This is a genomic window from Cellulosimicrobium funkei (assembly GCF_900155925.1).
GTDB classification, from domain to species: Bacteria; Actinomycetota; Actinomycetes; order Actinomycetales; family Cellulomonadaceae; genus Cellulosimicrobium; species Cellulosimicrobium funkei.
This window is the reverse complement of sequence record NZ_FTMI01000002.1, coordinates 527,436-550,774: the sequence shown is the minus strand read 5'-3', so window position 1 is coordinate 550,774 and position 23,339 is coordinate 527,436. Positions and strand designations below refer to the sequence as shown.

Sequence of the window (23,339 nt, the reverse complement as noted above, 5' to 3'; positions counted from 1 at the left end):
CGGGATGTCGCAATGATCTGATCATTGCGTCATTCCGACCGGGTGGTAGGGGTCAGTCGTCCGCCGCGGCGCGGCGCTCCTCCTCGTCGACGGACTCGCCCGTCGGGTCCTCCGCGACGAGGTCGTCGAGGAACGCGCCGCCCAGCGGCCCGTCGCTCAGCCCGACGAACCGCCAGCCCGACGCCGGGTCCCCCTCGACCTCGACGAGCCCGGTGTTCGCGAGCGGGGTCCACGCGAGCCGGTCGACGTCGACGCCCGCGGCGCGCGCGCACGCCCACGCGCGGATCGCCGCGCCGTGCGACACGACGACGGCGGTCTCCCACCCGGTCCGCGCGACGGCGGCGAGGGCGTCGTCGTACCGGTCGAGGAACTCGGTGCCGTCGGGGCCGCCGGGCACCCGACGACCGGGCTCGCCGCGCCCCCACGCGAACACCGTCTCCAGGTAGAGGGCGTGGTCGTCGTGGTCGGCGGACATCTCCAGGTCGCCCGCGTCGACCTCGCGCAGGCCGTCCAGCTCGAGCGGCTCCAGACCGTGACGCTCGACGAGCGGCGCCGCCGTGAGGTGCGTGCGCACGAGCGTGGACACCGCGACGCCGTCGACCACGCGGCCCGAGAGCGCGTCCGGGATCGCTGCCGCCTGGCGCGCCCCGAGGGCGGTGAGGCCCGGCCCGGGCAGGGCGGTGTCGAGCAGGCCGGCGACGTTGGACGGGGTCTGTCCGTGACGGACGAGCAGCAGACGCATGGTTCTCCGGTTTCTCGTGGTGGTCTCCTGCCACCCTACGAGTCTTGCCTAGCGGCACTTCTCTCCAGTACTGTTAGCGCTAATAGTGCTAACAGAGGAGAAACCGTGCCAACGATTGAGATCGACGACTCGACCGCCATTGCCATTCGGCTGGCGGCGCAGACCGCCGGCATCAGCCCCGGGGACGTCGTCCGCCGCCTCGTCGAAGGGACACATGTCGCTAGTGGGCCAGGAGCGGATCTCGAGGTAGCGGATCGGATTGCCATCCACGCGGTCTACGAGGGACATCGGACGAACGCCAGCTACAACCCGGCCACACAACAGGTGGAGATCCTTGATGGGCCCCTCGAGGGAAGTTCGTACCGGAGCCCGAGCGGCGCTGCTATCGCGGTGGTCCAGCACTATCGCCCTGCGGTCAATCCCAACAGGAACGGGTGGACCTTTTGGACCCTGTCTGACAACGGACAGGCGCTCCAGTCGATTCGTCACTCCTAAGCGCGGAGAAGCTGCCGCCGCTTCGCCCGAGCGTGGCACGCTGGGCGCATGTCCCGCCGCGAGCTCGTCGTCCTGGGGACGGCCAGCATGGTCCCGACCCGCACGCGCAACCACAACGGGTACGTCCTGCTCTGGGACGACGAGGCGATCCTCTTCGACCCCGGCGAAGGCACCCAGCGGCAGATGACGTTCGCCGGCGTGTCGGCGACCGACCTCACGCGCATCGCGATCACGCACCTGCACGGCGACCACAGCCTCGGCCTCGCGGGCGTCTCCCAGCGCATCAGCGGCGACGGGGTGCGGCACACGATCGGGGTGACCTACCCGGCGTCGGGCCAGCGGTGGGTGAACCACCTGCTCGACGCGAGCGCCCACTACCGCCGCGGCCACCTGGAGCTCCAGCCGGTCACGACGGACGGCGTGGTCCCGCCCGTCCCCGGCCGCCCCGAGCCGGGCTTCACGCTCCGCGCCGAGCGTCTCGACCACACGATCGAGGCCGTGGGCTACCGCCTCGACGAGCCCGACGGCCGGTCGCTCGACCCCGCGGTCCTCGCCCGTCACGGGCTCGCGGGGCCGGTCGTGGGCGAGCTGCAGCGCGCGGGCCGCGTCACGACGCCCGACGGCCGGACCGTCACCCTCGACGACGTGAGCGGCCCCCGGCCCGGCCAGTCGTTCGCGTTCGTCATGGACACGCGCCTGTGCGACGCGGTGCATCGGCTCGCGGACGGCGTCGACCTGCTCGTCATCGAGTCGACGTTCCTCGACCGCGATCGCGAGCAGGCCGAGCGCTGGGGCCACCTCACGGCCCGGCAGGCCGCGACGGTCGCGGCCGAGGCGGGCGTCCGGTCGCTCGTCCTCACGCACTTCTCCCAGCGGTACCCCGACCCGACGGAGTTCTGGCGCGAGGCCCGCGAGGTGTTCGACGGCGACCTCACCGTCGCGCAGGACCTCGACCGCGTGCGGGTCCCCCACCGCCGTCGGCCCGCCTGACCACCCCGACGAGCCACCACGGCTCTACCTCGCGGACCCAGGCCTCTACCTCGCGGAACCAGGGCTCTACCTCGCGGAACCAGGCCTCTACCTCGCGGAACCGGGGCTCTACCTCGGCGAGGTAGAGGCCCGGTCGCGCGAGGTAGAAGTGGGGTCGCGGGGTCTGCGGGTCAGTCGCCGCGGGCGCGGCGGGTCGCGCGGTCGTTGGCGCGCTGGATCGCCTCGACGAGCTCGTCCTTAGTCATGGTCGACCGGCCGTCGACGTCGAGCCGGCGGGCGACGTCGAGCAGGTGCTCCTTGGTCGCGTTCGCGTCCACGCCCCCGGCGGTGTCCGTGGTCGAGTCGAGCCCGCCCTCCTCGGCGCGGTCGTCGGACGGGCCGGGCTCGTCCTTCGGCTCCCAGTGGTCGCCGATCTTCTCGTGCGTGTGCTTGAGCGCGGCGAACGCCACGCGCCGCGCGCGCTCCTCGGAGCCGTACTGCTCCCTCGCGGCGTCGTAGGCCTTCGCGAACGTGCGCTGCGCCTTCTCGTCCGAGCGCTGCAGCGTGCTGGGGATCTCGGACTGCTTCACGTCGCCGTCGCGCGTGGTCTTCGGCACGGGTCACCTCCTGCTGCCCGACGGCGGTCGCCGCCTCCCCCGAGCGTCCCGCCCCCGGCGACGGCTCGCGCGCCGAACGGGGGCGGGCGCGCCGGGCGCGGCCTACGCTGCCGGGATGTCGAGCGTCCTGCGGTTCCGCGGCCGCATCGCGGGCTGGGGCACGGCGTCCGGGACGCGGGTCGTCGTCGGGCGCTGGGACGCGTCGCCGTTCGGCGCGTTCGCCGACGTCATGGTCGAGCGGCCCGACGGCGAGCGCCTCCTCCTCGCGCCGTCGCGCCCCGTCGCGGAGCTCGTCGCGTCGACCTACCGCTTCGACCGGGTCGTCCTGGTGCCGGTCGCCGTCACCGACGAGCCGGCTCCCGCCGCGCCCGCTGCTGCCCGCGACCACGCGGCGGGTGCGCGACCGGGCCGCGGCCGTCTGCCGGGCTGGCACGTGGTGGCCGGGCCGCTCGAGGCGCGGCTCGCCGTCGGGCCGCGCACGACCCTGGGTCACGTGCTGCGCGCGGTGCCGCACCGCGTCGCGACGTCGCGGCACGCGACCGTGCTCACCGACCCCGTCGCGCGCGTGCTGCTGCGCGGGGTCCGGACGCGGGGCAGCGCGGGGCCGGGGCGCACCGAGCACTACGGCGCGACCGACGTCCGCGCGCTCGTCGCCGCGCAGACGTGCTGGGACGGGACGTCGTTGGGCGACCTGCGCGACGTCGTCCCGCCGGTCCGGTTCGGCTTCGGGTCGACCCCGCCCCGGCCGAGCGTGACCGAGGTCGTCACGACCATCGTCGTGCGCTGACCCCGGGAGGCGTCCGCGGCGGGACGCGAGACCGGGGCCGCGCGCCGGACGACGAGCGTCCGGCGCGCGGCCCCGGTGCGACCGGTCCGGGCCTCAGACCCCGCGAGCCGCGAGCCAGCCTGCGAGCCGGTCGGGACGGTCGGTGATGATCGCATCCACCCCGAGGTCGACCGCGGCGGCCCAGTGCGCGGGCTCGTTGAGCGTCCAGACCGCGACCTCGAGACCGGCGTCGTGCAGGCGCTGCACCAGGCCCGGGTCCTCGAGGAGGAGCGCGCCCATCGGGTTGCACGTCACGACGTCGAGCTCGGCGCACCGCGCGAGCACGTCGTCGAACGCCACGACGAGCAGCCCACGGCGCAGACCCGGGTCGGCCTCGCGCAGCGCCGCGACCGTCTCGGGCCAGAAGCTCTGCGCCACGACCCGGTCGGCGATGCCCGCGAAGCGGATCGGCCCGGTGACGCGCCGCACCTGCTCGACCGTCCACGACCCCTTGAGCTCGAGCAGCAGGTCGGTGCCCGGCCGCCGCACGAGGAGGTCGACGACCTCGGCGAACGTCGGCACGCGCTGGCCGCCGAACGCCGGGGAGAACCACGACCCGGCGTCGAGCGCCCGGATCGCCGCGCGGTCGAGCCGCGCGACCGTGCCGCTGCCGGACGTCGTCGCGTCCACGGTGTCGTCGTGGATGACGACGGGCTCGCCGTCGGCCGTGAGCTGCACATCGATCTCGATGCTGTGCGCGCCGGCCCGCCACGCCGCCTCGAACGCGGCGAGCGTGTTCTGCGGCGCGACGGAGCTGTTGCCGCGGTGCGCGATCACGCGCGGGCGCGCGGCCCGGTCCGGCACCGAGCCCGTCGGCGCGAGGGCCGTCGCCGTCACAGGTACGGCTCCACGTTCTCGCTGTACGCCGTCTCGATGCGCGGCGCGACGGACTCGAACGCGGCCGCCGGGTCCGCGCCCTCGATGACGATCTGCTCGATCGCCTCGTTGAGCAGCGCGTCGGCGCCCGGGATGAAGACGCGCGCGTCGTCCTGCGGGCGCGCCTTGTCGGCGAGCTGGTCGACGGCCGTGCGGAACTGCGGCGTCGCCTCGTAGATGGCCTGCATGGTGTCGGACTCGACGGCCGACGTGCGCACCGGCATGTAGCCCGTGTTCTGCGAGAAGTACGCGGTGTTCTCGGTGTCCGTGAGGAACGCGAGGAACATCGCCGCGGCGAGCTGCTGCTCGGGCGACTTCGACGACGGGATGGCGAGACCGGTGCCGCCGGTCGGGGTGCCGCCGCCGTCGGGGCCGTCGGGCAGGTAGGCCGTGCCGACCTCGAACGACGCCGCGTCGAGCGCGCCCTTGAGCGAGCCCGTCGAGCCGATGGTCGAGGCGATGAGACCCGACGAGAAGTCGACCATCGCGTCGTCCGCGGAGAGCGTCGCGACGCCCTTCTCGTGGAAGAGGTCGTGCAGGAACTGGCCGCCCGCGACCGACTCCTCCGAGTCGAGCGTGAGGTCGAACCCGTCGGAGTACGCGCCGCCCTGGCCCCAGATCATGTTCTCGAACCACCACGCGCCCCACGACGGCCCGGTGGACAGGCCGAGCGTCGAGCCGCCGGACGGGACGAGCGGCTTGAGCGACGCGTCCCACTCCTCGAGCTCCGCCCACGTCTCCGGCCCGCGGTCGGGCAGGCCGGCCGCCGTCCACAGGTCCTTGTTGTAGTAGAAGAGCGGCGTCGAGCGCGCGTAGGGCACGGCCCAGTGCTGGTCGTCGTACTCGTAGTCCGCGTAGAGCGCGGGCTGGAAGTCGTCCGCGTCGGCGTCGACGAACTCGAGCACGTCGTCGAGCGGCAGGATCTGGTCGTTGAGGTGGTAGCGGAACCACCACACGTCGGACGCGATGACGACGTCCGGCAGCTCGTCGGTCTGCGAGGCGGCCTGGAAGCGCTGGGCCACCTCGTCGTAGTTGGCGCCCGCGGTCACGAGGTTGACCGTGATGCCGGACTCCTCCTCGAACCGGTCGATGAGCTCCTGCTCGATCTCCTGCGACGTGCCGGGGTGGTTGCTCCACCACGTGATCTCGGACGCGGGCTCGACGGCCGACCAGTCGACGGCCTCGGCCGCCGCGTCGTCGCCCGCGGTACCGGCGCCGTCGGCCCCGGCCACGCTCGGGCCGGCGCACGCGGTGAGCGCGAGGGCGGTGGCCGCCGTCAGGGCGGTGGCGGCGGCGCGGGCCCGACGGCGGCGCGCGGGCCGGCCGGGTGCGGTGCGGTGAGACACAGGTGCTCCTTCAGGTCGTGCACCGGGTGTCGGTGCGCTTCGGGGAACCCGGACCGCTGCGGGCGGGCCGGGGAGTCTGGTGTCGGGCGGGTGCGCGCGGGTCAGCCGGTGACGGCGCCCGCGGTGAGGCCCGCGACGAGGCGACGCTGCAGGACGAGGAAGACGACGAGGATCGGCAGCGTCACGACCACGGTCGCGGCGAGCAGCACGCCCCAGTTCGTCATGCCGTCGGTGTTCTGCAGCAGCGTGAGGCCGACGGGGAGGGTCATCTTGTCCGGGCGGTCGATGACGAGGAACGGCCACAGGTAGTCGTTCCACTCCGTCACGACGGACACGAGCGCGACGGCCGCGAGCGTCGGCGTGCTCATCGGCACGACGAACCGCCAGAGCTTGCGCCAGTGCCCCGCGCCGTCGAGCTCGGCGGCCTCGAGGATCGAGCGCGGCAGCGTGAGGAAGTGCTGCCGGAACAGGAACGTCCCGAACGCGCTCGCCAGGCCCGGCACGAGGATGCCCTGGTAGGTGTTGAGCCACCCGAGGCTCGCGACGAGCGTGTAGTTGGGGATGATCGTGATCTGCGGCGGGATCATGAGCGTCGCGATGACGAGCCCGAACACGACCTTCTTGAACGGGAAGTCGAGGAACACCAGCGCGTACGCGCACGTGAGGCCCAGTGCGACCTTGAGGCCCGCGCCCACGACCGTGATCCCGACGCTGTTGAGCAGCAGGCGCCCGAGCGGGATCGAGTCCGCGGCCTGCGCGTAGTTGTCGAGGTTCACGCTGCCCGGGAGCCACTGCAGCGGGACGGTGTACAGCTCGGCGGGCGTCTTCATGCTCGCGAGCACCATCCACACCAGCGGCGCGCCGAGCACGACGGTCGCGAGGACCAGGGCGAGGTACCCGCCCGGCTGGAGGGCCCGGCGTCGGGCACGGGGTGCGCCCGACGGGCGGGGCGCGAGGACGGCCGGCGTGGCGGGCGCCGTCTCGGGACGGGCGGGCGCGACGGCGCTCATGCGTAGTGGACCTTCCGCTGGACGAACCGCATCTGCACCGCGGTCACCGCGAGCAGCACGAGGAACAGGACCGTGGCGACCGCCGACGCGTACCCGGCGCGCCCGTTGACGAAGCTCTCCTCGTAGATCGAGTACATGAGGGTCGTCGTCGAGCCGAGCGGGCCGCCCTGCGTCATCGCCTTGATGATGTCGAAGGACTGGAGCGACGCGAGGAGCATCGTCACGACGAGGAAGAACGTCGTCGGGGTGAGGAGCGGCAGGACGATCGAGCGCAGCGTCCGGGCCGACGACGCGCCGTCGAGCGCGGCAGCGTCCTTGAGGTCCTGCGGCACCGACTGGAGGCCCGCCAGGTAGATGAGGGCGACGTACCCGAGGTTCTTCCACAGGTAGACCACGACGATCATCACGAGAGGCCACGGGCGCTGCGTGTACCACTGCGGCGACGCGACGCCGACCCAGCCGAGCAGCTCCTGGACCAGCCCGTAGCGCGGGTCGAACATGAACAGCCACAGGATCCCGACCGCGAAGCCGGACAGCACGTAGGGCGCGAACGCGACGGTCCGGGCGACGCCGCGGCCCCTGAGGCGGCGGTTGAGCAGCAGCGCCAGGCCCAGGCCGAGGACCATCGCGCCGCCGACGGTCGCGAGCGTGAAGACGAGCGTCGTCGTGACGATGCGGCCCGTCGTCGGGGCGGTGATCCACTCGACGTAGTTGCCCAGCCCGACCGGCCGCGCGACCGGCGACCCGAGGTTCCACTGGAGCGTCGAGAGGTAGAAGCTCTGGAGCAGCGGCCGGTAGACGAACACCAGCAGCAGCAGGACGTTCGGGCCCGCGAGCAGGAGCGCCCACAGCAGGTTCCGCCGACGGCGGCGCGCGCCCAGGCGGCTGCGGTGCAGCGTCTGGACCTCGCGGTCGGTGCCCGACGACGTCGGGCCGGCAGGCGATCCCGGCGCGCCGGGACGGGTCGCGCCCGGGCGGGTCGCGCCCGGGCCGGTGGCCGGGGAGGCGGGGCCCGGCGCGGCGCCGCGGGGCGCGCCCGGGGAGCCCGGAGACTCCGGGGTGAGAACGGTGGTCACAGCACAGGTCCGCTCGTCCGAGGGTGCAGGTCACGGCCGGCGCGGCACCCGTCCTGCGGGTGGGCGGCCACTCGGAGCATAGGAACCGCGGGCGCCGGTTTTGTCCGGGATTGGGGCGGTGCGGGGACGCGCGTCGGGCAACGTTCACCGAGCCGTGCCCGCCGCGCCACCCGCACCTGTGGAGCGGTCACGTGGTGGACACCTCGTGAAGCGTCGTCCACAGGGCGGGACGGACGGTTCCGCCTCGCGCGGCGTTTCGCTAGGTTCGTGGCGTTCGCGCGGTGCCGCCCGGTCCGGGCCGCGCCGCCCGGTTCGCGGGCAGGGGGTCTGGTGAGTCGTACGCGTCATGCGCCGGTCGAGGAACGACCGGCAGGAACGGAGAGCGCCCGAGCGCTCCGGTCGAGGAGCAGCGCCCGACGGCGAGCGCTCGGCCTGGGCGTCGTCGTGACGGCCGGGTGCCTGGTCGCCGGGTGCACCGGCGGGGGTGAACCCGCACCGTCACCTCCGGTCGAGACGTCGGCTGAGGCGTCTGAGACGGAGACACCCGGACCCGAGCCGACCACGACCGGGCCGCCGAAGCCCGAACGACCCGCGGCCATGGAGCGCGACGACGCCGAGGGCGCTGCTGCGGCGGCGGAGTACTTCCTCGAGCTCTACGACGACGTCTTGACGACTGGCGACACCACCGAATGGGATTCGATGTCCTGGACCGAGACATGCGAGTTCTGCACAAACGTCTCTGCTGACGCAGCAGAGATCGCGTCGTCTGGAGACGACTACGCAGGATCAGCAATCGCGCTCAGCAACATCAACGTCGGCGAACTCGACACACTGATCGGCGGATACCCGGTCACGGCCGAGTTCAAGCAAGACGCGCTCGTCCGGACCGATAGTGCCGGAACGATCGTCGAGAAGAGTGGTCCGAGCGACGGCCGACTACAAATCGACATGCTGCATGACGGTGCAGGTTGGCGGGTCCTGTCACTGACGGTTGAGGACTGAAGGTGGGCGCGAGAGGGTCTAGGCGCATCCTCGCCACCTTGGCCGTCCTCGGAGTCGCTCAGTTCGCGGCCACGGCGGCGGCAAGCGCGGTCGAAGAAAGCGAAACAACGCTCCGCGGTAATGCGCAGAAGAACAACGTGCTGGTGGACGGGCGCCGCGATGTCACGCTAGACAGTGGAGAGCGAGCCCCTGGCTCCGCTGACGACAGCCCGTCTACAGAGGCGTTTCGGCGAGGTCCGGCCTACCGCTGCTTCGACGGCGACACCGCGACGACGTTTCCGGGGCTGGTACAGGCATGCCCGGGCGGACAAACCCCGGTCGACCACACCCAGGCGTGCGCGCCGGAGGAGTTCGCGATGGACCCGCTCTTCCGCCAGACGTGGACGAACGCCCCGGACGGGTCACGCACCGCGGTGTCGGGCTGGGAGTTCGTCGACGACGGGTCGTGCGTCGGCGCGGCGGACCTCACCGCGGAGGCGGAAGCGGCCTTCCGCCAGCTCACCATCGCGCCATCGCCCGTCGTCGTGCAGCCGCCGGACGGCTGGACCGTGGTCAACGTGCCGACGATCACCTACACGGAGCCCGAGGAGCAGGTGCTCGACACGACGCTGCTCGGCATCCCGGTCCAGATCCGGGCGACCCCCCTGTCGTTCACCTGGGACTACGGCGACGGGAGCGGTCCGGTGACGACGACCGACCCGGGCGCCGCGTACCCGCACCACACCGTCGCGCACACGTACGGGCAGCCGGCGGACCGGGTGACGATCACGCTGACCACGACGTGGTCCGGGCAGTTCCGGATCACCGGCACGCCGAGCTGGACCGACGTCACGGGCACCGCGACCACGACGAGCGCAGCCGACCCGCTCCAGGTCTACGAGGCCAGGTCACGCCTGGTCACCGACGACCTCCCGGGCGGTTGATGCGCACCGCCGCGCGCCCCTGCCCCCGGCGTCCGGGTGCGGGGTGCGCGGCGGTGCAGCGAGCGCGGGACCGTGTCCGTCCGCGGCTCCGGGCCGTCGAGACGGCCCGGGAAGGCCCGCCCCGGCGATCAGCCGAGCGACACCTCGACCCCACCGGAGAAGAAGGAGTCGTGCAGCGTGACGCTCGCGGGGACGGCGTCGGCGGGGACGTCGAACACCACGGTGCCCTCGACGCTGTTGCCCGGGTTGATGTCGGTGAGGAACGAGTTCGCGTCGCCGAGGTAGATCGCCGCGCTGGTGTCCGCGGAGTGCTCGCGCCCGGCGGTGTCGACGAGCTTCTGGCTGCTGCCGTCGAACATCTGCGCCTGGTCGCCGACGTTCGTCACCGTCACGTGCACGAGCACGAACTGGCCCTGCGCCTGCGCGTTGAGGAACTCGTCCCCGACGGTGGGGACCCCCGTCTCCACGGACGTCACGGTGAACTCGAACTTGCCGTCGCGCACCGGCGTGCCGACCACGGCCGCCGCGGGTTCCGGAGCGGGCTCCTCGGCAGGCTCGTCCGGCGCCTCGGGGGCGGGCTCGGCGGGATCCTGGGGAGCGCTCGACCCCGCGACCGGTGCCGGTGCATCGGGCTCGTCCCCTCCCCCGCCGCCGAGCGCGGCCGCGATCACGGCGAGGATCACGACCACCCCGAGGCCCGTGAGGATCTTGTGCCGCGCGAACCAGCTCTTGCGCGGCGGGACACCCGGCGCCTGCCCCGCGAACGCGGCCGCACCCGGCTGACTCGGCTGTCCCGGAAAGCCCGGCTGGCCCGGGATGCCCGGCTGACCGGCCCAGCCCTCCTGACCCGGCTGACCCGGCTGACCGGCCCAGCCCGCCTGACCGGGGTGGGCGGCGTGCGGCGTCGGGCCGGCTGCTCCGGGAGCGCCCGGCCCCAGGGGCGAGGTGTAAGGCTGGCCCGGGGGCGGCGTCGGGCCGGGCTGGGCCGGGTACGCGCCCGGCTGGTCGGGGCGCTGGCCCTCGTGCGGTGCGGACATCGTGGTCTCCTCGGTGCGTCGTGGTCGCTGCGTTCGAGGACGATCGTGGCCGCGCGGCACCGTCCGGCGGTTCGCCCGACCGGCTCGTCCGGGCCGTCCGACCGGAGGAGATCCGGGCCGGTCGCGCGAGCCGGTCGGCGGAGGCCGGGCGTCGGCGCCCGTGCGTATGCTCGCCGCATGTACCCCCCGCCGCAGCAGCCGGGCGGCCCCGCGGTGCCGCCGGGCGCCGCGCCTCCACCGGGCTACCCGGCGCCCGGCCACCCGGGCGCCCCGCCACCCGGGTATCCCGGGCCCACCCGGCCGGCTGCGCCGACCGGCCCGGCCGCCGCAGGTGCCCACATCGGCCACCTTCCGCCGCACCCCGTCGGCGGCGCGCGCCCGACGGCGGCCCCCGCCCCCGGGCGGGCCCGGCGGTTCTGGTCGGTCGCCGGGACCGTGGGCGCGGTCGCCGCGACCTTCGGCGTCGGGATGATCAGCGCCACCTTCTCCTCGATGCGGCACGGCGACGCCATCACCGGGGCACAGCTCGCCTTCTACTTCCTCTGTCTGTTCGTGCTCTCCGGGGTGTGCGCAGCGGTGGTCTGGCGTGCGCGCTACCCGGTCGTCGTCTGCCTCGCCACGGCGGCGGCCGGGATCCTGACGCCCGTCGGTGCTCTCGCGCCTCTGCTCGCGCTGCCGTTCGTGCTCGCCCGCGAGCACCGGCGTCGGGTCGTCGCCGGGTGCGTGGCCGCGACCGTCCTCGCCGTCACGGCGTCGCTGTGGCGGGACGCTGCCCGCGACGGCGACGCCGTGATCTTCGCTGCGACGTCGCTCGAGGACGGCAGCAGGTCATACCTCGGGGCGGTCGGCTACGTGGTCATCGGCGTCCTGGCGATGGCGGCGTCGCTCGGCGCGGGGCTGGTGCGACGCTACGCCGGGCAGGCGCACGTCGCCCAGCAGACCGCCGCCGTGGAGACCCGTCGCGCCGAGACGTTGCGCACGCACGCGGAGGACCTGCGCAGCCAGACCGACCACCTGCGCACCGAGCTGTCGCGGCAGGACGAGCGCGAGCTCATCGCGCGCGAGATGCACGACACCGTCGCGCACAACCTGTCGGTCATGTCGTTGCAGGCGTCGGCGCTCGAGGTGACGACCGAGGACCCGGAGGTGGCCGACGCCGCCCGGACCATGCGCTCGTCCGCCCACCGCGCGCTCGAGGAGATGCGGGCGCTCATCACGTCGCTGCGCGACGGCGCGGAGCAGTACACGGGCTCCGCCCCGGCGCTCGGCGACCTCGCCGCGCTGCTCGACGAGGCGCGCTCGTCGGGCGTCGACCTCGCCGCGACGGTGTTCGTCACGGACGCGGACTCCGCGCCGCCGGCGCTCACGCGCGCGGTGTACCGGGTGGTGCAAGAAGCGCTGACGAACGTGATGAAGCACGCCCCGGGCGCCCGCGCGGACGTCGACGTGCGCGCCCGGCCCGGCGACGGCGTCGACCTCACGGTCCGCAACGCGCTCACCGCGGACGCCCTGGGCGTCCCCGGCAGCGGCGCCGGGATCGTCGGGATGCGCGAGCGCTGCGAGGCGCTCGCCGGGACGTTCTCGGCGGGAGTCGAGGACGGCCGGTTCGTCGTCCGGGCCCACCTGCCGTGGGACCGTCCCCGCGCCTGACCGCCGCACGATCCCCCGCCTCGACCTGTGGCGCAGCCCGGGCGCACGGACCTGTCGCTCCGGCCCGGACGCACGACCGCGGTGCCGCCCATCGGCCGGGCGGCACCGCGGTCTGCTGGTCAGGAGGCGACTACGCGCAGGTGAGCGCGTCGTACGCGGCCGTCACCTCCGTCGTCGTGCCGGCGACGTCGGTGACCGCGACGAGCGCCTCGCCCGCCTCGAGCGCCCCGCCGCGCACCTTGAACGACTGGTACGCGCTCTTGCCCGGGTCCACCTGGGCGAACGCCCGCTCGCCGTGCGGGGTGGTGAGGGCGACGGCGACGGTCTCGTCGCCGTCGTTCGTCGCGCGGACGGCGAGATAGGGCGTGCCGCCGAGGCAGCGGGGCTGCGCAGTGACGGTGACCTGCGGGTCGACGGGCGGCACCTCGGCCGGGAAGACGTCGAGCGCGTCGAGCTCGGTGTACCAGGTGAGCTTGGTCAGGGTGACGGTGTTCCACCCCTGCTGGAGCTCGACCTGGTGCGTGACGGACTGCCAGTTGCCCCACGTGGTGTGCGGGAAGGTGACGACCCCGGCGTCGGCGCCGTTCACCGTGACGGCGCTCGACGACGGCAGCGTGTACCCGCCGCGCTCGGAGCCGTTCGCGAACCGCACGCCGAGCGTGTACGGCCCGGCCTCGTCGGCGTGGACCTGGAGGGCGACGGAGCTGTCGAGGAAGTCGAGCCCGCCGACCTTCTGCCCGCCCGACGCCCCGGCGGCGCTCCCGACGGAGCCGCGCGTGATGACGCCGTCCTCGAACTCGTACCGCGTCGCGTCCGACGGGATGACGGGCGGCGCCGACGGGCGCGGGTCGCGCGTCGCGGGGTAGACGTCGAACGCGTCGAGCTCGGTGTAGAACGTCGCGCGCGTCAGCGTGATCGTGTTGGTCCCGGCGACGAGGTCGACGAGGTGCTCGGACGTCTGCCAGTTGCCCCACGTGGTGTGCGGGAAGACGACGGTCTCCGTCACCGTGCCGTTCACGGCCAGCGTCCCGGTGGACGGGACGCGCGTCGAGCCGTCCTGCGAGCCGTTCGCGAACCGGATGCCGAGCAGCGCCGGCCCGGCCGCGTCGGCGTGCACCTCGACCGTCACGGACGAGTCCGCGAAGTCCAGGCCGCCGACCTTCGCCCCGCCCGACGCTCCGCCGTCGGCCACGACGCGCGCGTTCGTCACGACGCCGTCCTCGGCCTGGTAGCGGTCGGACGCCTGCGGGACGGACGGGACGCCGTCGGCCGACCACTCGAGGTCCGCGACGTACATGGCGCGGTACGTGAACGCCACGTTCCAGCCGTGGAAGACGATCGCGTCCGACCCGTCGGGTGCGGTGACGACGTCCTGCCCGCCCGGGCCGCGCACGTCACCCTGGAAGCGGTCGCTCGTCATGAGCTCCGTCGTCGCCTTGGTCCACGGGCCGGCCAGGCTCGGCGCCGTCGCGTACGACGTGCGGTAGGCGCCGCCGTAGAAGTCGTTCGCGGAGTAGAAGAGGTAGTAGGTGCCGTCGCGCTCGACGACGGTCGGCGCCTCGACGACGCGGCCCTCGTACGCCGTGTCGACGCGGATCAGCTCGGTGGCCGGACCGGTCAGCGTGGTGCCGTCGGGCGACAGCGGCTGGGCGAAGATGATCGCCGTCTTGCCGGTGCAGCAGTTCCCGTCGGCCTTCCACAGCAGGTAGAGCTGGTCGCCGTCCACGAACGTCCCGGCGTCGATCGCGCCTCCGAGGTCCTCGGTGCCGTCCTCGCCGTTGGGGCAGACGAACGGGTCGTCGCCGACGGGCTCGAACGGACCCTCGGGCGAGTCGGAGAGCGAGAGGCCGATGCACTGGCGCGGCGACGTCGCGTCGCGCGCCGTGTAGTAGAGGGCGTACCCGCCCTCGACCGCGGCGACCTCGGGCGCCCAGACGCAGCGGTCCGTCGCGCCGCCCGGCGAGAACGTGCACGCCTCGCTGACCCACGCGCCGAGGTCGGGCGCGACGTCGGTCGGGGCGCTCCACGTGACGAGGTCCGTCGAGGTGCGGTGCTGCACGTTCCGGCCCTGGTCGTTCGTCGCGTAGGCGTGGTAGACGCCGTCGACGAGCAGGATGTCCGGGTCGGGGAAGTTGGCGTCGACGACCGGGGCGATCGTCGGGGCGACGGCGGCAGAGGCTGCGGCGGGTGCAGCGGGTGCAGCGGGTGCCGCCGACGGGACGGCGGTCGCGACGGCGGCGCCCGAGACCACCAGCCCGAGCGCGACGAGCGCACCCGTGACAGCGGTGGCACGCGTGCGCGCCCGGGACAGGGAGAGCTTCATGGGGTGTCTCCTCGACGGTGAGGGGGCAAGAACCCGGGACGGCGTCGACCTCGGGATCTCGAGTCTCCCGGGCCGATTCACACAAGTCAACAACTTCTCGCAAGAGTCAACAAGCAAGAAGTCGCGGCCAGGGCACGCGCAGGCGGCGACAGCCCGGCTCGCCCCGCGCGGCGCTCACGCCCGACGGCGGTCCGGCAGCCCCGCGGCGACGCGCAGCTCCGCGTACGCCGCGCCGAGCGTCGCGACCGTGTGGTGCGCGTTGAGGCCGCTCGGGTTCGGGAGCAGCCACGCCCGCGCGGGGCCGACGCGCCGCTCCAGCGGGCCGGTCGCGGCGCGACGGTCCGCGAAGGCCGTGCGGTACGCGCCCAGGCCGAGCACCGCGACCCACCGCGGCCGGTACGTCTCCGTCGTCTCGACGAGGCGGCGTCCGCCCGCGACGATCTCCTCCGGCGTCAGCTCGTCCGCCCGCGCGGTCGCCCGGCGCACGACGTTCGTCATCCCCAGCCCGGCGTCGAGGAACGCGTCGCGCTCCCACGGTCCCAGCACGCGGTCGGTGAAGCCCGCCTCGTGCATCGCCTTCCAGAACCGCGTGCCCGGGTTCGCGAAGGGCAGCCCGACCGCCGCCGAGTACAGCCCGGGGTTGATCCCGCAGAACAGCACGTCGAGGTCAGGCCACAGCCAGTCCTCGATCTCACGGCCGCGCGCGGCGGCGAGGTCGTCGGCGGTCGGGCGCGCGTACGGCGGGTCGGTCGGCACCGGACCATCCTCGCCGGACGTCAGCCCCAGGGCTGCCCGTACGCCTCGACGAGCTCGCGCACCTCGTCGTCGGTGAGGAGCCGCGCGTCGAGCCGGTCCCCGAGCAGCAGCCGGACGCGCGCCGCCTCCTCGATCTCGACCGCGCGGTCGACGGCCTCCGCGACCGTGCGCCCGGCAGCGATGGACCCGTGGTTCTGGAGCAGGGCGCCGTGGAAGCGCAGCGCGCTGCCCCGGACGCGCTCGGCCTGCGCCGGGTCGCCCGGCGCGGCATACCGCACGAGGGGCACGTTGCCCACGCGCATGACGACGTACGGCGTGACCGGCGCGAACGCCGTGTGCTCGCGCCACGGAGCGAGGCACGACGCCGCGACGGCGCTCGGCGAGTGGAGGTGCACGACGCAGCGGTACTCCGGGTCGCGCGCGTACATCGCGAGGTGCAGCGGCCACTCCTTGGTGGGCCGCGGCGTCGGGCCGTCGCCCTCGGTGACGGGGGTACCGTCGAGCGTCGTGCGGGCCATCTGCTCGGCGGTGAGGGTCGCGAGGGACGTGCCGCTCGCGCTCAGGTGCACCTCGTCGCCGACGCGCACGGACACGTTGCCCGACGTCCCGGGCGACATCCCGCTCGCGGCGAGACCGCGCCCGGCGGCGAGCAGCTCCTCGACCAGGTCGCTCATGCGAGCTCCTCCCACGTGGTGACGAAGAGGTCCTCGGTGCCGAAGTTGCCGGACTTGAGGACGAGGTTGACGTCGTCGGCCCCGCGGCGGCGACCGCGCAGCCAGGACACGCCTGGGCTCAGGAGCTGCCCGACCTCGAGCACGTGCACCCCGAGCCCCTGGACGACGCTGCCCGACGTCTCGCCGCCCGCCACGACGAGCTGCGTCGCTCCCGCCTCCGCGAGCCGCGGCGCGAGCGCGGAGAACAGCCGCTCGACCACGGCAGGAGCGTCGGCGGTCACCGCACGGCCGCGCGCGACGTCGTCCGGCTCACCCACGGAGTACACGAGCACCGGCCGGTCGGGCTGCTCCGCCCAGCGCTCGCGCCCCCACGCGAGGAGCCGCTCGACCTCCGCGCCCGGGTCCGCGAGCGCCGCCGCGACGTCGACCTTCTGGTGCGGCAGGTGCGGCAGGGCCGCCCGGACCTGCGCCTGGGTGGCGCGCGACGCGCTGCCGGCGAGCACCGCGCGTCGGCCCGGGACGGCGGCGATGTCGCCGAGCGTCGCGCCCGTCGGGTCGAGGCCGAGCGCGAGCCCGGAGCCGCCCGTGACGAGCGGCGCGTCGGACGTCGCGCGGGCGACGACGGCGAGGTCGTCGTTGTCGATGCTGTCGACGACGACGTACCGCGCGCCGCCCGCCTCGGCCGCGACGATCGCGCCTCGCAGCGCCTGCTCGCCGGCCCGCACGACGCCGACCGGCACCTCGGCGACCGGGTGCGCCGTCTGCGCGGCGAGGAGGTTCGCGACGCGCGAGTCCCACATGGGGTTGAGCGGGTGGTCCTTCATGGGGCTGCGGTCGAGCGGCTCGTTCCCCACGAACAGGTGGCCGCGGAAGACGGTGCGGCCCGCGTCCGGGAAGCCCGGGACGACGACGGCGCTGCGCGCGCCGGTCTCCTCCAGCAGCGCGTCCGCGACGGGCCCGATGTTGCCCTCGGGCGTGGAGTCGAACGTCGAGCAGTACTTGTCGTAGACCTGCGTGACGCCGAGCGCGACGAGCGCGCGGTAGGCCGCGCGCGCCTGCTCCACGGCCTGGGGGGCGGGCACGGAGCGGATCTTCAGCGCGACCACGACGGCGTCGTGGTCGGCCAGGTCCGCGAGGTCGTCCGGGCCCGGGACGCCCAGCACGACGGCGGTCCGCAGACCACGGGCTCTCCAGTTGCCGGCGAGGTCGGTGGCCCCGGTGAAGTCGTCGGCGATCGCGCCGCGCATCGGTGTCTCCTCTGGTCGGTCGGGTCGTCGGTCGGGTCGTCGGGCGTCGCGGGCGGCGCGGTCGACGCGCCGCCGCGGCTCGGGGCCGCGGTACGGCGTCACGCGTCGCCCGAGCGGATGCGCTCGGCCCACTCCACGACCTGGGGGTCGATGTGGTCGAGCACCTCGGACGACGCCTCCGCCCATTCGGCGCGGTCGATCTCGTGCAGCTCGACGCCGCGCTCGACCAGGAAGTCGACGTTCTCCTGCCGCTCGGCGATCGACGTCTCGCGGTACCAGGAGGAGACGTCGTCGATCTCGGCGTCGACGATCGCGCGGAGGTCGTCGGGCCAGCCCTCGTAGGCGTCGGCCCAGACCTGGAAGTGGAAGTTGCCGAACACGTGCTCGGTGAGCGTGACGTGCGGCGCGACCTCGTAGAACGAGTTGAACCGCACGACGTCGATCGGGTTCTCCTGGCCCTCGACCGCGCCCTGCTCGATCGCGGGGAAGACCTCGCTGAGCGCGAGCGGCATGGGGCTCGCGCCGAGCGCGTGCCACGTGTCGAGGTAGGTCTGCTGGGTCGGGACGCGCAGCTTGAGGCCGCGCGCGTCGGCGAGCTCGGTGACGGGACGCTGCGTGTTGAGCACGCGCCCGCCGCGGTACATCTGGCCGAGCAGCAGGAACCCGGAGTCCTCCCGGATGGCGTCGATGATCTCGTCGCCGAGCGGGCCGTCCCAGACCTCGAGGAACTGGTCCTCGTCCTCGTAGAGGAACGGCACGCCCTCGATCGCGGCGAGGTCGGTGTAGCGCTCGAGCGAGCCGACGGACTCGACGACGATGTCCACCGCCCCGAACTCCAGGCCCTCCTGCATGTCCTCCCAGCTCCCGAGCTGGGAGGCGGGGTAGACCTCGATCGTCACGCGGCCGTCGGAGGCGTTGGCGACCTGCTCGGACAGCCGGTTCGCGGCGCGGTCCTGCAGGCTTCCGGCGCCGTACGAGTGGCCGAGGCGGAGCAGCAGGTCGGGCTCGGTGTCCGTCGTCGTGGCCGTGCAGCCGCCGAGGGCGAGCGCGCTCGCGACGACCAGGGCGGCGACGCGACGGTGCGGCGCGGTGGTTCTCTTCCCCACGGGAAGCTCCTTCGTGTGCGGGGCGGGCGAGGGCGCGGGACGCCCTCGCCCGCCGGGGTGCTGGTGCCGGTGGCGGGTGTCGACCGTCGCGCCGGCTAGTACATGCCGGTGAGGACGGGGACGTACGTGACGAGGAACAGCAGGGCGACCGAGACGCCGAGCCACGGGAGCATGTCGCGCAGCGCCCGTTCCGCCGAGATCCCGGCGATCCGGCTCGTGATGAGCAGGTTGATCCCGACGGGCGGCGTGATGAGCCCGATCGCGAGGTTGATGACCACGATCAGCCCGAAGTGGACCGGGTCGACGCCCGCGGCCGTGACGATCGGCAGGAGGATCGGCGTGAAGATGATGATCGCCGCGTTGCCCTCGACGACCGTGCCGATGAGCAGCAGGATCACGTTGGCGACGAAGAGGATGAGCAGCACGTTGTCCGTGAGCCCGAGCACGGCGTCGGCGACGATCTGCGGCGTGCCGCCGGTCACGAGCGCCCACGAGTAGGCCTGCGCCATCGCGATGATGAGCATGATCGCGGCGACGAGCATCGTCGTCTCGCGCATCGCCTTGACGACGCGCTGCCAGGACAGCTCGCGGTAGACGACGACGCCGAGGATCACGGCGATGAGGACCGCGACCGCGCCGCCCTCCGTCGCGGTGAAGACGCCGAGCCGGATGCCGCCCAGCACGACGACCGGGATGAGCAGGGCCGGGAGCGCCTTGGCGGCGGTGCGCACGAGCTCGCGCGCGCCCACGCCGCGCTCGGCCGGGTAGCCCTTCTTGCGGGCGACGAGCCAGCCCGTGACCAGGTAGACGAGGCCGAACCCGAGGCCGATGTAGAGGCCGTGGAAGAACAGCGCGCTGATCGAGACCTCGGCGGCGACGCCGTAGATGATCATCGTGATGCTCGGCGGGAGCACGAGCGCGACGATCGACGCCGTCGCGGTGACCGACGCCGCGTCGCCGGGCGCGTAGCCGCGGCGCAGCATCTGCGGGATGAGGAGGCGGCCGACCGACGACGCGTCCGCGACCGCCGAGCCGGACATGCCGCCGAACGTGATGTTGGTGAGCACGTTGACGGCCGAGAGCCCGCCGCGGATGCGGCCGACGATCGCGTAGGCGAAGTCGATGAGGCGCTGGGTCACGCCGCCCGCGTTCATGAGCGACCCGGCGAGCACGAAGAGCGGGATCGCGAGGAGCGGGAAGGAGCGCATCCCGGCGACGAACCGCTGGGCGCCGACCTCGGGCGGCACGCCCTCGGCGGCGAGGCTCGCGAACGAGGCGAGGCCGACGGCGACGCCCACCGGGGCGCCGATGACGAGGATGAGGAGGAGGAGCCCTCCGAGGATGAGGGGCATGGGTCAGACGTCCTTGTCCTGGGAGGTGGGCGCGACGAGCTGCTCCGCCTCGGCGATGTTCGCCTCCACGGCGTCGTCGGGGGTGTCGAAGTCGCCGCGGAGCGCCTCGACGAGCTTCTCGACCGCGTAGACGCAGGAGAAGCCCATGCCGATCGGCACGACGACGTACATGGCGAGCAGCGTGATGTCCGTGCCCGTCGCGATGGTCAGGCCGGTCATGAGCTGGCGCGCGCCCGTCGGGAGCATCATCGCGGCGTAGACCGCGACGAGGCCGAACAGGCCCGCGGAGAGCGCGTAGCCGAGCGCGACGAACGCGCGGCGAACCTTCCCGCGCAGGCGGTCGAGGAGCAGCGTCACCGCGATGTGCTCGCTGCGGCGCACCGCGACGGGGATCGCCGTCATGACGCACCAGACGAACGCGAGCGTCGCGAACTCCTCGGACCACACGGTCGGGCTGTTGAGCACGTACCGCATGAAGACCTGGAGCACGAGGACGGCGCTCACGAGCGTGATCGCGACGCCCGAGACCACGAACAGCGCGCGCTCGGCGCCGGACAGGACGCCGCGGACGGCGCGGGCCGCGCTCACGGGACCATCACCAGCTTGACGATGTCGCCCGGCCCCTCGGCGGCCATGGTCGTCGTGATGGCAGCGCCCTCCTCCAGGGAGGTCGTGCGGGACACGAGCACGTCGGCGAGCCCGGGGTGGCGCGCGAGGACGTCGAGCGCGGTGCGGAAGTCGTCCTTCGTGTACATGGCCGTGCCGAGCAGGGCGATCTCGCGCACCTGGAGCTGCCCCACCGGGACCGGCACGGGCTGGTTGAACACCGCCACCTGGACGATCGCGCCGCCGGGCGCGACGGCCTCGAACGCGCGCTCGACGAGCGCGGGCACGCCCGCGGCGACGAAGACGGCGTCGTACGAGCCGGGCTCGAGCGCGGCGTCGGGCCGGTGGACGCCCGTCGCGCCGACCGCGCGCAGCACCTCGTGGACGTGCTCGCGCGGCTCGACGACGTCGACCACGGTGCTGCCGCCGTCGGCGAGGACGCGCGCGACGAGCGCGCCGATCGTGCCGCCGCCGAGCACGAGCGCGCGCTCGCGGCGCCGCTCCCCCAGCTGCGCGACGGCGTGGGCCGCGACCGCGACCGGCTCGGCGAGCGCGAGGTGCTCGTCCGCGACGCCGTCGGGCGCGGGGACCAGCGTGTACGCGGGCACGACGACGTGCTCGGCGAACGAGCCGTCCCACTCGGCGACGCCGAGCATCTGCTTGCTCGCGCACAGGTGGTAGCCGCCCGTCGTGCACAGGTCGCACGTGCCGCACGGGCGCTGCGGGTCGACGACGACGCGGTCGCCGACGGCCACGTCGGCGACGTCCGGGCCGACCTCGGCGACGCGGCCACCGGCCTCGTGGCCGGAGATCAGCGGCGGGACGCGGAACGGGTGGGTGCCGCGGAGGGCGGCCAGGTCGGAGCCGCAGACCCCCGTGGAGGTGACGGCGAGGAGGACCTCGCCGGGGCCGGGGACCGGGCGCGGGATGTCCACCACGTGGGCGGTCCCGGACGTCTCGAATCTGATGGCGCGCATCGTGGAACAGCTCTTTCCCCGCGACTGGGAAGCCGCGTTGCTCTGCGTGCGGGTGAGGGGAGACCTGCCGGCACGGGTGCCCGACGTCGGACGCTCGGCTCAGCAGGTTGAGTGACTGTATCCTGTCATACCAGTTGAGCCAACCCCGTCTCACGACCGCGAGCAGGGACCGCGTCCGGGCAGGTCGCGGCCCCCGTGAGGCAGAATGGCGCGGTCGTCACCCCGAGGAGGAACGGTGCCCGAGCCCGATGCGACGCTGCCGACGAGCGGCATCGTGCGACAGCGCCGACTGTCCGACCAGGTCGCCGACGCGATCCGCGACGACATCCTCGCGCGCGAGCTCCAGCCCGGCGACCGGCTGCCCTCCGAGCGCGAGCTCTGCGAGTCCTACGGCGTCTCCCGCACCGTCGTGCGCGAGGCCGTCCGCGCCCTCACCGCCAAGGGCATCGTCACCGCCACGCCCGGCTCCGGCCTGAGCGTCGGGCGCACCAGCATCGACGACGTCGGCCAGATGCTCCAGATGTTCCTCCACCACGGCCCCAACGTGCCCTACCTCCAGCTCCACGAGGTCCGCGCGACGCTCGAGGTCGCCGTCGCGGGAATCGCCGCCGAACGCATCGACGACGCCGCGCTCACCGGCCTCGCCGACCTCGTCGACCAGCTCCCCGGGCACGCCGACGACATCGTCGCCGCGTCCAAGAACGACTACGCCTTCCACCGCGGGCTCGCCGTCGCGACCGGCAACGACTTCTTCGTCATGCTCTACGACGTGCTCGGCGAAGGGCTCATGGAGACGCGCGTCGCGACGTTCTCCTACGACCCGCGCCGCATCGACGTCGTCACGCGCGCGCACCGCGCGATCGTCGACAACCTCGACGCGCACCGCGCCGACGGCGCCCGCGCCGCGATGCTCGACCACCTCACCGAGGTCCGCGAGACGTGGGTGCGCCACCAGGACGGTGCGCCGGCCTGACGGCGGTCGCGCCGTGGGCGCGCGCCGCTAGGGTCGGGTCGTGATCAAGGTGCTCGTGGTCGACGACGACCCGATGGTGCGACGGCTGCTGCGGACCATCCTGCGGCCCGACGACATCGAGGTCGTCGCGGAGGCCGCCGACGGCGACGAGGTCGTGCCGGCCGTCCAGGCGCACCACCCCGACGTCGTGCTCCTGGACCTGCGCATGCCCCGCGTCGACGGCGTGACGGCGACACGCGCCGTGCGGGCGCTCCCCGACCCGCCCGGCGTCATCGCCATGACCTCGTTCGACACCGAGTCCAGCATCCTCGACGCCGTCCACGCCGGGGCGTCCGGGTTCCTCGCCAAGGACGCGTCCCCCGACGAGATCGTCTCCGCCGTCCGCGCCGTCGCAGCCGGCGACGGCGCGCTGTCGCCCCGCGCGGCACGCGTCGTCATGGCGCAGGTCATCGCCGCACCCGGTGCGGCGGGGCGCAGGGAGGCGGCCCAGCAGGTCGCGACCCTCACCGAGCGCGAGCTCGACGTCGCGCGGCTCGTCGCGCAGGGCCTGTCCAACCCCGAGATCGCGCAGCGGCTGTACGTCAGCGAAGCGACGGTGAAGACCCATCTCTCCGCGGCGAGCGCGAAGCTCGGGGTCACGAACCGGGTGCAGCTCGCCGTGCTGGTGTCGCAGTCCGCAGGGAACAGCGCGTAGCCGCTGGCGAGAACTTTCGAACCGGTCAGACGAAACGGGCACTCTCGGCGAACTTCACCCGA

At 73.7% G+C, this 23,339-nt stretch carries 22 protein-coding genes; 7 read left to right on the top strand and 15 right to left on the bottom strand.

The features are described from left to right. Window positions 1–52 precede the first annotated feature (52 nt). Window positions 53–742: a histidine phosphatase family protein gene (locus BXA05_RS06650; protein WP_076404397.1), complete on the bottom strand. Its 690-nt coding sequence runs from the start codon at window positions 740–742 to the stop codon at window positions 53–55. A 543-nt stretch (window positions 743–1,285) separates the two neighbouring features. Here BXA05_RS06650 and BXA05_RS06640 point away from each other — a divergent pair. Further along, the gene (locus tag BXA05_RS06640) at window positions 1,286–2,227 is read left to right on the top strand and encodes a ribonuclease Z (RefSeq protein ID WP_076404396.1); all 942 of its coding nucleotides are present in this window, start codon (window positions 1,286–1,288) and stop codon (window positions 2,225–2,227) included. Between the two features lie 170 nt (window positions 2,228–2,397). Here the strand turns inward: BXA05_RS06640 and BXA05_RS06635 are convergent, their stop codons facing one another. Beyond that, window positions 2,398–2,823: a ChaB family protein gene (locus BXA05_RS06635; protein ID WP_076404395.1), complete on the bottom strand. Its 426-nt coding sequence runs from the start codon at window positions 2,821–2,823 to the stop codon at window positions 2,398–2,400. A 115-nt stretch (window positions 2,824–2,938) separates the two neighbouring features. Between BXA05_RS06635 and BXA05_RS06630 the strand changes: the two genes are divergently transcribed. Further along, window positions 2,939–3,610, top strand: a complete 672-nt coding sequence (locus BXA05_RS06630; RefSeq protein WP_076404394.1) for a hypothetical protein — start codon at window positions 2,939–2,941, stop codon at window positions 3,608–3,610. Between the two features lie 93 nt (window positions 3,611–3,703). Here the strand turns inward: BXA05_RS06630 and BXA05_RS06625 are convergent, their stop codons facing one another. The 4 genes from BXA05_RS06625 to BXA05_RS06610 form a co-directional block, all read right to left on the bottom strand. Next, window positions 3,704–4,486 carry a glycerophosphodiester phosphodiesterase gene (locus BXA05_RS06625; protein WP_076404393.1) on the bottom strand — a complete coding sequence of 261 codons (783 nt, stop codon included), beginning with the start codon at window positions 4,484–4,486 and terminating at the stop codon, window positions 3,704–3,706. Then, entirely contained in the window at window positions 4,483–5,871 is a 1,389-nt protein-coding gene (locus tag BXA05_RS06620; protein ID WP_083711581.1) for an ABC transporter substrate-binding protein, read from the bottom strand. The genes BXA05_RS06625 and BXA05_RS06620 overlap by 4 nt, the downstream gene beginning before the upstream one ends. 101 nt (window positions 5,872–5,972) lie before the next feature. Beyond that, the gene (locus BXA05_RS06615; protein WP_076404392.1) at window positions 5,973–6,881 is read right to left on the bottom strand and encodes a carbohydrate ABC transporter permease; all 909 of its coding nucleotides are present in this window, start codon (window positions 6,879–6,881) and stop codon (window positions 5,973–5,975) included. After that, window positions 6,878–7,777: a carbohydrate ABC transporter permease gene (locus BXA05_RS06610; RefSeq protein ID WP_076404627.1), complete on the bottom strand. Its 900-nt coding sequence runs from the start codon at window positions 7,775–7,777 to the stop codon at window positions 6,878–6,880. The genes BXA05_RS06615 and BXA05_RS06610 overlap by 4 nt, the downstream gene beginning before the upstream one ends. Between BXA05_RS06610 and BXA05_RS20745 the strand changes: the two genes are divergently transcribed. Both BXA05_RS20745 and BXA05_RS06600 read left to right on the top strand, forming a co-directional pair. Beyond that, entirely contained in the window at window positions 7,772–8,959 is a 1,188-nt protein-coding gene (locus BXA05_RS20745) for a DUF6318 family protein (protein WP_342065179.1), read from the top strand. The genes BXA05_RS06610 and BXA05_RS20745 overlap by 6 nt on opposite strands. 356 nt (window positions 8,960–9,315) lie before the next feature. Further along, window positions 9,316–9,882 carry a hypothetical protein gene (locus tag BXA05_RS06600; RefSeq protein WP_076404390.1) on the top strand — a complete coding sequence of 189 codons (567 nt, stop codon included), beginning with the start codon at window positions 9,316–9,318 and terminating at the stop codon, window positions 9,880–9,882. A gap of 128 nt (window positions 9,883–10,010) precedes the next feature. On the opposite strand, the gene BXA05_RS06595 is transcribed toward BXA05_RS06600, so the two are convergent. After that, a complete protein-coding gene (locus tag BXA05_RS06595; protein ID WP_083711577.1) occupies window positions 10,011–10,919 on the bottom strand; it encodes a DUF4352 domain-containing protein in 909 nt (302 codons plus the stop codon). Window positions 10,920–11,096: 177 nt separating this feature from the next. Between BXA05_RS06595 and BXA05_RS20665 the strand changes: the two genes are divergently transcribed. Beyond that, window positions 11,097–12,569 (top strand): sensor histidine kinase, encoded by a 1,473-nt coding sequence (locus BXA05_RS20665; RefSeq protein ID WP_143311072.1) that lies wholly within the window; start codon window positions 11,097–11,099, stop codon window positions 12,567–12,569. Window positions 12,570–12,699: 130 nt separating this feature from the next. Here BXA05_RS20665 and BXA05_RS06585 read toward each other — a convergent pair whose 3' ends face one another. The 8 genes from BXA05_RS06585 to BXA05_RS06550 all read right to left on the bottom strand — a co-directional run bounded on the left by BXA05_RS06585 (window position 12,700) and on the right by BXA05_RS06550 (window position 21,610). Then, window positions 12,700–14,892 carry a family 43 glycosylhydrolase gene (locus tag BXA05_RS06585; protein ID WP_076404388.1) on the bottom strand — a complete coding sequence of 731 codons (2,193 nt, stop codon included), beginning with the start codon at window positions 14,890–14,892 and terminating at the stop codon, window positions 12,700–12,702. Between the two features lie 174 nt (window positions 14,893–15,066). Next, on the bottom strand, window positions 15,067–15,648 hold the full coding sequence (mug, locus tag BXA05_RS19655) for a G/U mismatch-specific DNA glycosylase (RefSeq protein WP_076404387.1): 582 nt from the start codon (window positions 15,646–15,648) through the stop codon (window positions 15,067–15,069). Window positions 15,649–15,668: 20 nt separating this feature from the next. Then, complete coding sequence (locus tag BXA05_RS19650) at window positions 15,669–16,322, bottom strand: class II aldolase/adducin family protein (protein WP_076404386.1); 654 nt, start codon at window positions 16,320–16,322, stop codon at window positions 15,669–15,671. Continuing rightward, window positions 16,319–17,569, bottom strand: coding sequence for a 3-oxo-tetronate kinase (otnK, locus tag BXA05_RS06570; protein WP_076404385.1), 1,251 nt, complete (start codon window positions 17,567–17,569; stop codon window positions 16,319–16,321). Before otnK ends, BXA05_RS19650 begins: the two co-directional genes overlap by 4 nt. 98 nt (window positions 17,570–17,667) lie before the next feature. Beyond that, the gene (locus BXA05_RS06565; protein WP_076404384.1) at window positions 17,668–18,675 is read right to left on the bottom strand and encodes a TRAP transporter substrate-binding protein; all 1,008 of its coding nucleotides are present in this window, start codon (window positions 18,673–18,675) and stop codon (window positions 17,668–17,670) included. A gap of 95 nt (window positions 18,676–18,770) precedes the next feature. Then, window positions 18,771–20,027 (bottom strand): TRAP transporter large permease, encoded by a 1,257-nt coding sequence (locus BXA05_RS06560; protein ID WP_021482371.1) that lies wholly within the window; start codon window positions 20,025–20,027, stop codon window positions 18,771–18,773. 3 nt (window positions 20,028–20,030) lie between these two features. After that, on the bottom strand, window positions 20,031–20,615 hold the full coding sequence (locus tag BXA05_RS06555) for a TRAP transporter small permease (RefSeq protein ID WP_074803496.1): 585 nt from the start codon (window positions 20,613–20,615) through the stop codon (window positions 20,031–20,033). Continuing rightward, window positions 20,612–21,610: a zinc-dependent alcohol dehydrogenase gene (locus BXA05_RS06550; protein ID WP_081896026.1), complete on the bottom strand. Its 999-nt coding sequence runs from the start codon at window positions 21,608–21,610 to the stop codon at window positions 20,612–20,614. Before BXA05_RS06550 ends, BXA05_RS06555 begins: the two co-directional genes overlap by 4 nt. 235 nt (window positions 21,611–21,845) lie before the next feature. Here BXA05_RS06550 and BXA05_RS06545 point away from each other — a divergent pair, with 235 nt between their 5' ends. Both BXA05_RS06545 and BXA05_RS06540 read left to right on the top strand, forming a co-directional pair. Then, window positions 21,846–22,583: a FadR/GntR family transcriptional regulator gene (locus BXA05_RS06545; RefSeq protein WP_051027509.1), complete on the top strand. Its 738-nt coding sequence runs from the start codon at window positions 21,846–21,848 to the stop codon at window positions 22,581–22,583. Between the two features lie 40 nt (window positions 22,584–22,623). Continuing rightward, on the top strand, window positions 22,624–23,277 hold the full coding sequence (locus BXA05_RS06540) for a response regulator (protein ID WP_211435832.1): 654 nt from the start codon (window positions 22,624–22,626) through the stop codon (window positions 23,275–23,277). The last annotated feature ends 62 nt before the right edge of the window (window positions 23,278–23,339 follow it).

Coding starts and splice junctions, on each gene's coding strand:
- BXA05_RS06650 (WP_076404397.1), bottom strand. CDS start 742: ATGCGTCTGCTGCTCGTCCGTCACGGACAGACCCCGTCCAACGTCGCC.
- BXA05_RS06640 (WP_076404396.1), top strand. CDS start 1,286: ATGTCCCGCCGCGAGCTCGTCGTCCTGGGGACGGCCAGCATGGTCCCG.
- BXA05_RS06630 (WP_076404394.1), top strand. CDS start 2,939: ATGTCGAGCGTCCTGCGGTTCCGCGGCCGCATCGCGGGCTGGGGCACG.
- BXA05_RS06615 (WP_076404392.1), bottom strand. CDS start 6,881: ATGAGCGCCGTCGCGCCCGCCCGTCCCGAGACGGCGCCCGCCACGCCG.
- BXA05_RS06600 (WP_076404390.1), top strand. CDS start 9,316: ATGGACCCGCTCTTCCGCCAGACGTGGACGAACGCCCCGGACGGGTCA.
- BXA05_RS06595 (WP_083711577.1), bottom strand. CDS start 10,919: ATGTCCGCACCGCACGAGGGCCAGCGCCCCGACCAGCCGGGCGCGTAC.
- BXA05_RS20665 (WP_143311072.1), top strand. CDS start 11,097: ATGTACCCCCCGCCGCAGCAGCCGGGCGGCCCCGCGGTGCCGCCGGGC.
- BXA05_RS06585 (WP_076404388.1), bottom strand. CDS start 14,892: ATGAAGCTCTCCCTGTCCCGGGCGCGCACGCGTGCCACCGCTGTCACG.
- BXA05_RS19650 (WP_076404386.1), bottom strand. CDS start 16,322: ATGAGCGACCTGGTCGAGGAGCTGCTCGCCGCCGGGCGCGGTCTCGCC.
- otnK (WP_076404385.1), bottom strand. CDS start 17,569: ATGCGCGGCGCGATCGCCGACGACTTCACCGGGGCCACCGACCTCGCC.
- BXA05_RS06560 (WP_021482371.1), bottom strand. CDS start 20,027: ATGCCCCTCATCCTCGGAGGGCTCCTCCTCCTCATCCTCGTCATCGGC.
- BXA05_RS06550 (WP_081896026.1), bottom strand. CDS start 21,610: ATGCGCGCCATCAGATTCGAGACGTCCGGGACCGCCCACGTGGTGGAC.